Below are 10351 nucleotides of genomic sequence, written 5' to 3'. Positions count from 1 at the left end.
GTCTAACTCCCAATGAATCAGAACGATTATATTGGGAAAACTCTAAAACCGTGGCCAATTTTAGTTGACCACTACAAACCTCCGAGGAGCTGAAAATCATTCCGCAGAAGGTCAGTGTTATACGCCACGAACGCACTAAGTACGCCTGCCGACATTGTGAAAAAACACAGACTGAATCAAAGATCGTCACTGCACCAAAGCCCGCCAGCATGATCCCTAAAAGCATTGGAAGCGCTGACGCCTTCGCCGCCGTAGTCACAGCAAAGTATGTCGATGCACTGCCGCTTTATCGCCAAGTGGATATTCTTAACCGCTCTGGTATTGATATTAGTCGTGCAACCCTTGCCAACTGGTGTGTTCAACTGGTGTGTTCAACTGGGAAGCAAGGTACAGATCATCATTGAAGCGATGAAAAACGAGTTGCTGCAAGAAAAGCTTATCTGCGCTGATGAAACCACGGTTCAAGTTTTGCGTGAAGAAGATAAGAAAGCGCAATCTAAATCGTACATGTGGGTCTATCGTAGCGGTGAGTTCATAGAGCATCCCGTAGTAATCTATGACTATCAACCAAGTCGTCGAGCACAGTGCGTACAAGACTTTTTAGCGGGTTACTCCGGTTACTTGCTCTCGGATGGCTACAGCGCTTACGACAAACTTGAAGACGTTACTCAAGCGGCTTGCATGGCGCATGTCCGCAGAAAACTCACTGACGCTCAAAAAGCATCACCATCGAAAAAAGCAGGCAAGCCCGAGAAAGCGCTGAACTTCATTAGCAAATTATACGGAGTTGAAAAGAAAGCCAAAGGGTTAGATGCGAAATCTCGATACCAACTCCGACAACAAGAAGCCAGACCCATATTGGATGAATTCAAACAATGGCTTGATAGTCAAAACGTCCTACCCAAAGGGTTACTTGGCAAAGCCATCGGCTATACACAAAACCAATGGCAAAAACTGCTTACCTATCTGGAAGATGGCGACATAAGTATCGATAACAACGTGACTGAGCGAGATATCAGACCGTTCACGACTGGTCGCAAAAATTGGATGTTCTCCACGTCGGTGGACGGTGCAAATGCGAGTGCAAACCTGTATAGCCTTGTGATGACTTGTCGTGCCAACGATATGAACCCGTACTACTACTTCCAACATCTGTTTAGTGAGTTGCCGAAGCGCGATCTCAACGATGATATGTCTGACCTCATGCCGTGGAATGTGGAAATCGGTGAGGCAGAGTAAGGTTTCACTGGTTCATTGAGCGCTTACATTACTCTAAGAAGTTTTTGTCCATTTGTACCCAGAACACACACTTGGAAGAGATTTTCGCTATATCAATACCGACAACTTTAATAGACATACTTGTTACTCCTGCTCTTAATGGTTGTACTATTAGTTTGGTACAACGACGCTAGAAGGGAGGTGCGTCCATCACATCAAAGCCCATGAGTGACTGCGTATTTTTATACTTAATGTAACTCATGTTTAGCTCGGCATAAAAGGCATTGGGTTGTCTGAACTGATATTGTATTTTCAGGGTATCTCTGCTTCCAATCTAAATATTAGTAATCAAACTTTACGCCTAGGTTACATGCACTTAGTTTATTGAAGATAATTAGACTATCTTTTCTGATAATAGCTTTTGTCTTTGAAGTAAATTGAATTTTTCATGGACGCGATTTGGAAAAAGCTCCGTGTAAATTTGCCAAAGGGTGTTTAGATTTCTATGCCCTGTCACCTGAGCAACTTCTTCAATCGAGAAGCCTTGTTCAAACAAGCGACTTGCACCCTCTCGTCTTAGGTCGTGATATCTAAGATCTTGGATACCTAGGGAATTTCTTACACGTTCGAAACCTCTAGAAACGCTTTTACTTATATAGGGAAAAATACGGTCATTTGTTCTGGGCTGCCTATTCAAAATTTCCCAAGCTTCCCCTAAAAGTGGAACCCACATATGATTCCCTCCTTTTTTACGGGGATCTTTACGATTTCGAACCTTAACAGCTCTAGTTCCTTCGTCAACGTCTTCCCAGAGAATTTTGCACACCTCTCCAATTCGCATACAGCTCAAAATAGAAAAATCCAGAATATCTAAATACGGGATATGGGCAGCACGATGTTCTTGTCTTTTCTTAAGTTCTATCTTGAGTCTTTCCAACTCTGACGTTGTAGGGCGTCGGCTTCTTCGGTTTGATTTGGCGATTAGATTGTGTTGATAAAGAGTATAGTAAGCTTCCTGTACGACAGAATCGTTAACATCTATATCAAAAACTGGCTTTGCTGCTTTAAGAACACTGCGAAGATATGAAATATCACCGGATACTGTTTGAGGACTGGTCCCTGCGTCATTACGATCTTTACAGTGCTGAACTAGGTTGGCAACGGTCAACTTGTTCGCTTGGATTTTTGCTAATTCTGTATCGATTAACATGTTGAGACCGTAACGTTTTGAACGACCAATACTTTGCGCAATGTGAGGTTCATTTAAGTACATGATGATCAGTTCTCGAAGAGTGACTTCCGGGGATTTGCCTGGTAGGCCATGCGTTTCGAGTTTGGATACAAGCGCTGTCCCCCATGCTTTTGCGTCGGCTTTTTTCCCGAAAGTACGAGATTCACGATATACTACTTCATTACCTTTTTTTAATCGAACAACACATCTATATCGCAGCACCCCTTTGCTAGTTTTACGTTTCTCCAATGTAAAGCTGGCCATCTATGGTTCCTTGATAGTTGTTTGAATGCGTGCCCCATATATTATGGGATTCATATGGGGCACGCAATAGCGAAAAATGATTGAGAATAATTGAAAATGAATCGAGAACAGAAAATACATAATTCTTTGCAAAATATAGACTTATCTAGTAACATTGATGTGTCAAAGAGTTGGAGATTTAGCGTGGCTCCCATGTTAGATTGGACTGATCGTCATTGTCGCTACTTCCATCGCTTAATGACCAAAGAAACCCTGTTGTACACTGAAATGGTGACGACAGGTGCGATCATTCATGGAAAAGGAGATTTCCTGGCTTATAACGAAGAAGAGCATCCGTTAGCCCTTCAACTTGGTGGTTCAAACCCAGCAGATTTGGCTACGTGTGCCAAGCTAGCGCAAGAGCGTGGCTACGATGAGATTAACCTAAATGTGGGGTGTCCATCTGACCGCGTACAAAACGGTCGCTTCGGTGCTTGCCTAATGGCTGAACCGCAGTTAGTTGCGGATTGTGTCGCAGCAATGAAAGACGTGGTCGATATCCCTGTAACAGTCAAGACTCGCATTGGTATTGATGATCAAGACTCTTACGAATTCCTAACGGACTTCGTTTCTATTGTTTCAGAAAAGGGTGGCTGTGAGCAGTTCACTATCCATGCTCGTAAAGCTTGGTTAAGTGGTCTAAGCCCAAAAGAAAACCGTGAGATCCCACCATTGGATTACCCACGCGCTTACCAATTGAAGCAAGACTTCTCACACCTAACGATTGCGATTAACGGTGGCGTGAAATCATTAGAAGAAGCAAAAGCACATCTTCAGCATCTTGACGGTGTGATGATTGGTCGTGAAGCATACCAAAGCCCATATTTACTGGCATCGGTAGATCAAGAGTTGTTTGGCTCTAATGCTCCAGTGAAGAAACGCAGCGAAATTGTTGAAGAGATGTATCCATACATTGAAGCGCAATTAGCGAAAGGTGCGTACCTTGGTCATATTACCCGCCACATGTTAGGTTTGTTCCAAAGCATGCCCGGTGCTCGTCAATGGCGTCGTCATATCAGTGAAAATGCGCACAAACCAGGTTCTGGTCTAGAAGTATTGCAAGACGCGCTAGCTAAGATTCCAAAAGAATTGAATGTGTAAAATTCGCCAGTGAATGGCTAAAATTACCAACTAAAGACTGATAAAGCCAGAGTGCAGAAATGCCTCTGGCTTTGTTTTTTTATTAAAAATCATAATCTTAACTTCGTTTCTGTAAGTTGGTATGGAAACTGCTCTGTTTATTGAAAACAAATGGAGAAGTGATTATGTTGGAGCTAATCTTTATTTTAGTCTTTGCGGCGACCTTGTTGGTTACGGGTATCACAATGATGACCGTATTCGCAGCAACTGGTATTGCGTTAGTTGTGATGTTTTTACTGGGAATGGTTGGAGCGGTACTTAAACTATTACCATGGTTAATCGTGATTGCATTGGGTATTTGGTTCTTCAAGAATTACGTCGCTCAGCCCCGCTATAAATAATGAGTAACATCATTTAGTTGATGGAGAGGCGTGAGAATATGGTATATTTCCTCTCACGTCCTCTACGTGAATATCAGCTATCTCGGAGTAAATACTACATGACAAATAAAGCGAACATCGCTTTAACGGCATTATCGTTGGCAGTATCTTTTCCTGTTTTTGCAGAGTACTCTGTATCGACAAAAGTCGGCGCAGAGGTATGGGCTGCCGACACTAAAGTTAATGAAGTGAGACGAGATAGCAGTACCGCAGGCACTTTTTACGCGGCGATTGAACATGATGTTAAATATTTCCCTAATGCGCGCCTTCGTTACTCAAGTGTTGATGCGGATTACATGGGGTTCGATAAGCTCGATTTAACCTTGTATTACCACGTTCTAGAGCATGATTTATTGCACTTTGATGCGGGTCTCACGTTCAGTAATTTAAGTGACACTAAATACATTGATGCTGGCTCAAGCAGGCGTGTCGAAGAATTTGATGAGCTGATTTGGGCTTGGTATGGTTACGCAGAAATTCAAGTTCCGGATACAAACTTTGATGTGATTGGTGAGATAAACTTTGGTGACAACAAAGGTATCAAAAGCACCGATTTCATGGCAGGTGTTCAATACAATGTACCGCTCGAAAAAGCTCGACTGGCTTTTCGTGGAGGTTACCGTGTGATTGATTTAGAGTCCGATAAATTCATGTCGGATCTAGGGAAAGAGTTTATTTTTGCTAACGGCTTCTTTGTGAGTGCGGAATACGCGTTCTAAATTCAGCCATGTTAGATATTCGATTTACTTAAAACGTCGCTTTATAAGCGGCGTTTTTTTATATCACTTCATTATATCTAATCGAAATTTCTCCCTATTTGGCTGACTTAGACCATGCTTACCTAGGAGCAATGTGAAAGTTAAAGCAGGGATAGCGATGACAATAAATGAACTAAGACATCTATTCCGTGAAAATCAGCTTATCGAAGCGATTATTGAGCCTGCAATCCAAGAGGGTGGTTGGGTTGTAGAGTTCAGACATGCGCGCGGTGGTTTTGTTTTTCTAACGGACAGTCACGGCGAAGAATGTCTTTATGAAGATTTGGATACTGCGTCAAAATCGGCAATGGCAGTAGGCTTTCAACAAGTCCGCATTGAAGATCGATGAGCAAAAAGTAAGCCGTTCTTACTTCCAAAAAGTTATAAAACATTCACTTCTATTCTTTCTTGTTATTAAGGAGAGTGGGTACTCTATCGTCACGCAATGAATAGGGATGTCGTGATAATGTCTTTTCAAAAGAATGAGTATTCTCACAAGAATGTGTCTGAAGATAATAATGGGCAAGGAGGAAATCCTCCAATCGCAAGCCCTCTGAATGACCAACAAATTAGCTCACTCCAACAAACTGTCTCTGAGTTGTCTTCACAGCAACTTGCTTGGGTCAGTGGCTATTTTTGGGGATTAGCTCAAAATCAACCAAACACAGCGGTAACGCCAATTGCACAAGCAACGGCAGCCGTATCAGCGAAGCCAGCAGGTAAGTTGAGTATTATTTTTGCTTCCCAAACGGGCAATGCTAAAGGTGTTGCTGAAGCTCTGGAACAGGAAGCAAAAGCAGAAGGAATTGCAGTCGAACTTTTTGATGCAAGCGATTACAAAGGTAAAAACTTAGCCAAAGAAACGCATGTCATTATTGTGGCATCGACTAACGGCGAAGGCGAAGCGCCAGACAATGCCATTGAGCTACATGAGTTTTTGCAATCGAAGAAGGCTCCTAAGCTGCCAAACCTGCAATATGGTGTTATTGCATTGGGAGATTCTAGCTACGAGTTCTTCTGTCAGACCGGTAAAGACTTCGACACTTACCTATCAAAGCTAGGCGCGACTCCATTTATCGAGCGTCTTGATTGCGATGTGGATTATGAGGCTCCTGCAACTGAATGGCGTAAGAATGCGTTAGACAAGGTAAAAGATACACTGTCTTCTGGCTCTGAAGCGGATGTGGTTCAACTTCCTGTGGGTCAAGCTGCGACTGCGCACTCTCCTTACAATAAACAAAATCCGTACACTGCGACGTTACTGACCAGTCAAAAAATCACGGGCCGTGACTCTGGAAAAGACGTTCGTCATATAGAAATCGACTTAGAAGGCTCGGGCTTAACGTATCAGCCTGGTGATGCACTAGGTGTGTGGTTTGAAAATAGCTCGGAACTTGCAAATGCCATTCTTGGTAAGGTCGGTTTGTCTGGGGTTGAGACTGTTGACGTTGATGGTGAAAGCTTGTCAATCCACAGTGCTCTTGTGAGTAAATATGAAATCACAACATCTAACCCACAGCTCATCACAAAGTTTGCCGAGTTATCCGGTAGCAAGAAGCTACAAAAGTTAGTTGAAGATAAAGATAAGCTTCGCGAGTACTCTGCAAATACTCAAATCGTTGATGTACTGGCAGAAAAGAAAACCAAGTTAACCGCAGATGAATTGATTGGTTTGCTTCGTCGTCTGATTCCACGCCTTTACTCTATTGCATCAAGCCAAGAAGAGGTCGATGAAGAAGTACACCTAACGGTTGCTTTGGTTGAGTACGAACAAAACGACGAAAAACGATATGGTGGTGCGTCTAGTTTCTTAGCACAGCGTCTCGAAGAGGGGGATGAAGTTAAAGTATTTGTTGAGCATAACAACAACTTCAAACTGCCGGAAGATGATAGCACTCCAATTATCATGGTTGGTCCTGGCACAGGGATCGCACCATTCCGTAGCTTTATTCAGGAACGTGAAAACCGCGATGCTGAAGGCAAAAACTGGTTGTTCTTTGGTGATCGCACGTTCACTCAAGACTTCTTGTACCAAGTGGAATGGCAAAAGTATCTCAAGTCAGGAGTACTAAGCCGATTGGATGTTGCCTTTAGTCGTGACCAAGTAGAAAAGGTTTACGTACAACATCGCATCTTAGAAAACGCAACTCAAGTGTGGCAGTGGATCCAAGAAGGCGCTTATATCTATGTCTGCGGTGATGCAACGCGTATGGCAAAAGATGTGCACGACGCATTGGTTATCGTTGCTGAACAAGAAGGCAAGATGCCGCGTGACGATGCAGAACAATTTATTAATGATCTGCGTAAAGCGAAACGTTATCAGAGGGATGTGTACTAATGACTTTTTCTACGGACAATAATAAGCAGGTTGTATTAGGTGAAGAGTTAGGGCCGCTATCTGATAACGAGCGCCTGAAGCGAGAAAGCAACTTATTACGTGGCACTATTGAGCAAGATTTACAGGACCGTATTACAGGTGGCTTTACTGCCGACAACTTCCAGTTAATTCGTTTCCACGGTATGTATCAACAAGACGATCGTGATATCCGTAATGAACGCACAAAGCAAAAACTGGAACCATTACATAATGTGATGCTTCGTGCTCGTATGCCTGGAGGCATCATCACGCCAACGCAATGGTTAGCGATCGACAAGTTCGCAACGGAGCACTCTTTATATGGAAGTATTCGTCTGACGACTCGCCAAACGTTCCAGTTTCATGGGGTATTAAAACCGAATATTAAGTTGATGCATCAAACGCTCAACAGTATTGGCATTGATTCGATTGCAACCGCGGGTGATGTAAACCGTAACGTGTTGTGTACCACTAATCCAGTGGAGTCAGAGTTACACCAAGAAGCTTACGAATGGGCGAAGAGAATCAGTGAACACCTGCTTCCGAAAACACGCGCTTATGCAGAGATTTGGCTAGACGGTGAAAAAGTAGAAAGCACGGAAGAAGACGAACCGATTCTAGGCAAGAACTACTTACCACGTAAGTTTAAAACCACAGTGGTTATCCCACCGCAAAATGACGTAGATGTACACGCTAACGATCTCAACTTCGTAGCGATTGCAGATAACGGTAAGCTGGTAGGCTTTAACGTCCTGGTCGGCGGCGGCTTAGCGATGACGCATGGCGATACATCAACTTATCCGCGCCGCGCTGACGACTTTGGCTTTATTCCGCTGGACAAGACACTTGATGTTGCCGCAGCTGTAGTAACAACTCAGCGCGACTGGGGTAACCGTTCAAACCGTAAGAACGCAAAAACCAAATACACATTGGATCGTGTAGGTAGCGATGTCTTTAAAGCGGAAGTCGAGAAACGTGCTGGTGTTAAGTTTGAGCAAAGCCGTCCATATGAATTCACAGAACGTGGTGACCGTATTGGCTGGGTAGAAGGAATTGATGGTAAATATCATTTAGCGCTTTTCATCGAAAACGGTCGCTTATTAGACTTTCCAGGCAAACCACTTAAGACGGGTGTTGCTGAAATTGCCAAAATCCACAAAGGCGATTTCCGCATGACAGCAAACCAAAACCTAATTGTTGCGGGTGTACCTAAAAACGAAAAAGCGAAGATTGAAAAGATCGCTCGTGAACATGGCTTAATGGATGACGGCGTTAGTGAACAGCGTAAGAACTCAATGGCTTGTGTTGCTTTTCCGACTTGTCCGCTAGCGATGGCAGAAGCTGAACGTTTCCTTCCTCAGTTTGTTACTGATGTGGAGGGGATTCTGGAGAAGCACAACCTACCAGAAAATGACAACATCATTTTGCGTGTAACTGGGTGTCCAAATGGTTGTGGTCGCGCAATGTTGGCTGAAATTGGTCTAGTTGGCAAAGCGCCGGGTCGTTACAACTTGCACCTAGGTGGTAACCGTGCCGGTACTCGAGTACCAAAAATGTATAAAGAGAACATCACGGATAAGCAAATCTTAGAAGAGATTGATCTGCTGGTGGCTCGATGGTCGAAAGAGCGTGAAGAAGGCGAAGCCTTTGGCGATTTCACTATTCGTGCTGGCATTATCCAAGAAGTGCTCGTATCAAAGAGGGACTTTCATGCTTGATTCTGTAGCATCCAAGCTGGAGCTCACAGAGTTACTGACATTAACAAAGACGGAGCAAATCCTCCGTCTTGCTCAAATTAATGTCGAGCTCGAAAAGCTTTCAGCACAAGAGAGAGTAGCGTGGGCTTTAGATAATCTAGAAGGCGAGTTCGCGGTTTCTTCTAGTTTTGGTATTCAAGCCGCGGTTATGCTTCATTTAGTTACTCGCGCCAAAACGGACATCCCCGTCATTCTAACCGATACTGGTTACCTGTTTGCTGAGACGTACCGATTTATCGATGAGCTGACAGATGCTCTCAACCTAAATTTAAAAGTTTATCGAGCCAAAGAAAGTGCGAATTGGCAAGAAGCTCGATATGGAAAATTATGGGAACAGGGCGTAGAGGGAATTGAAAAATACAACAAGCTCAATAAAGTTGAGCCGATGCGTCGAGCGTTAAAAGAGCTTAATGTTGGAACGTGGTTCTCTGGACTGCGTCGAGAGCAAAGTAAATCTCGTGCAGGTTTACCGATTCTATCAATTCAGAACGGTGTGTTTAAATTTCTACCAGTAATTGATTGGACTAATAAAGACGTTCATTACTACTTAGAACAACACGGCCTTAAATACCACCCATTGTGGGATGAAGGTTACCTTTCAGTTGGTGATACACATACTACTCGTAAATGGGAGCCGGGAATGTCAGAGGAAGAAACTCGATTCTTTGGCTTAAAGCGAGAATGTGGCCTACACGAAGATGATGGCTCTGAACAAGATGGGTCTGGCATATAGCCATAATGCTCTTTAAATAGAGTTTAGGTTAAGTTTAATAAAGATAGCTGCAATAAAGCAGCTTTCTTTATTTATGGTACTTGAAAAACACGTCTCAAAGAACAATTCTGTGGATAAGTTGTGTGAGAGTTTGGGGTAAAGTTGAATAAATAAAGGTTTGATCGAAAACTCATCGTTTAACCATTATTTTTGCAATTTTTGAAAAATAACACTTGCCAATGTGAGCGCGATCTCTATAATGCCTCCTCGTCGACAGGGCAAGGCCTCACAAGGGGTTAAGCGAAGTTGATAAGGCTGAAAAGAAAAACGAAATAATTTGAAGAAAGTGTTTGACACAATAAATTATCTCGCTAGAATGGCCGCCTCTTCCGAAGTGATGTCAATCACAAAGAAGAATTGCTCTTTAACAATATAGACCTATCAATCTGTGTGGGCACTCGTTGATGATAATCCAATTAGATACCTCGGTATCAAA

At 43.2% G+C, this 10351-nt stretch carries 8 protein-coding genes and 1 pseudogene; 8 read left to right on the top strand and 1 reads right to left on the bottom strand.

What is annotated here, in order from left to right; translation table 11 throughout:
* Window positions 1-71: 71 nt before the first annotated feature.
* A pseudogene (tnpC, locus tag R8N28_RS23220) lies at window positions 72-1239 on the top strand (IS66 family transposase); the annotation flags it as partial.
* Window positions 1240-1612: 373 nt separating this feature from the next.
* On the opposite strand, the gene R8N28_RS23215 reads toward tnpC, so the two are convergent.
* Window positions 1613-2713 (bottom strand): tyrosine-type recombinase/integrase, encoded by a 1101-nt coding sequence (locus tag R8N28_RS23215; protein WP_161716219.1) that lies wholly within the window; start codon window positions 2711-2713, stop codon window positions 1613-1615.
* A gap of 96 nt (window positions 2714-2809) precedes the next feature.
* Here R8N28_RS23215 and dusA point away from each other — a divergent pair, with 96 nt between their 5' ends.
* From dusA to R8N28_RS23180, 7 genes are all read left to right on the top strand, one after another.
* Window positions 2810-3853: a tRNA dihydrouridine(20/20a) synthase DusA gene (dusA, locus tag R8N28_RS23210; RefSeq protein WP_281067057.1), complete on the top strand. Its 1044-nt coding sequence runs from the start codon at window positions 2810-2812 to the stop codon at window positions 3851-3853.
* Window positions 3854-4017: 164 nt separating this feature from the next.
* Window positions 4018-4233 (top strand): envelope stress response protein PspG, encoded by a 216-nt coding sequence (pspG, locus tag R8N28_RS23205; protein ID WP_005381266.1) that lies wholly within the window; start codon window positions 4018-4020, stop codon window positions 4231-4233.
* 98 nt (window positions 4234-4331) lie between these two features.
* Entirely contained in the window at window positions 4332-4991 is a 660-nt protein-coding gene (locus R8N28_RS23200; RefSeq protein WP_065274912.1) for a TIGR04219 family outer membrane beta-barrel protein, read from the top strand.
* A 157-nt stretch (window positions 4992-5148) separates the two neighbouring features.
* Entirely contained in the window at window positions 5149-5379 is a 231-nt protein-coding gene (locus tag R8N28_RS23195) for a hypothetical protein (RefSeq protein ID WP_005381264.1), read from the top strand.
* Between the two features lie 117 nt (window positions 5380-5496).
* Entirely contained in the window at window positions 5497-7368 is a 1872-nt protein-coding gene (locus R8N28_RS23190; RefSeq protein ID WP_065274911.1) for an assimilatory sulfite reductase (NADPH) flavoprotein subunit, read from the top strand.
* A complete protein-coding gene (gene cysI / locus R8N28_RS23185; RefSeq protein ID WP_017821724.1) occupies window positions 7368-9104 on the top strand; it encodes an assimilatory sulfite reductase (NADPH) hemoprotein subunit in 1737 nt (578 codons plus the stop codon). Before R8N28_RS23190 ends, cysI begins: the two co-directional genes overlap by 1 nt.
* Complete coding sequence (locus R8N28_RS23180) at window positions 9097-9876, top strand: phosphoadenylyl-sulfate reductase (RefSeq protein WP_054729680.1); 780 nt, start codon at window positions 9097-9099, stop codon at window positions 9874-9876. The genes cysI and R8N28_RS23180 overlap by 8 nt, the downstream gene beginning before the upstream one ends.
* Window positions 9877-10351: the final 475 nt, after the last annotated feature.

This window comes from Vibrio sp. Vb1554, assembly GCF_033344235.1.
This window is presented reverse-complemented; position numbering and strand designations above follow the sequence as displayed.

Excerpts from the sequence above, each read along its gene's own strand:
- R8N28_RS23215 (WP_161716219.1), bottom strand. The coding sequence starts at position 2,713 with ATGGCCAGCTTTACATTGGAGAAACGTAAAACTAGCAAAGGGGTGCTG.
- dusA (WP_281067057.1), top strand. The coding sequence starts at position 2,810 with ATGAATCGAGAACAGAAAATACATAATTCTTTGCAAAATATAGACTTA.
- pspG (WP_005381266.1), top strand. The coding sequence starts at position 4,018 with ATGTTGGAGCTAATCTTTATTTTAGTCTTTGCGGCGACCTTGTTGGTT.
- R8N28_RS23200 (WP_065274912.1), top strand. The coding sequence starts at position 4,332 with ATGACAAATAAAGCGAACATCGCTTTAACGGCATTATCGTTGGCAGTA.
- R8N28_RS23195 (WP_005381264.1), top strand. The coding sequence starts at position 5,149 with ATGACAATAAATGAACTAAGACATCTATTCCGTGAAAATCAGCTTATC.
- R8N28_RS23190 (WP_065274911.1), top strand. The coding sequence starts at position 5,497 with ATGTCTTTTCAAAAGAATGAGTATTCTCACAAGAATGTGTCTGAAGAT.
- cysI (WP_017821724.1), top strand. The coding sequence starts at position 7,368 with ATGACTTTTTCTACGGACAATAATAAGCAGGTTGTATTAGGTGAAGAG.
- R8N28_RS23180 (WP_054729680.1), top strand. The coding sequence starts at position 9,097 with ATGCTTGATTCTGTAGCATCCAAGCTGGAGCTCACAGAGTTACTGACA.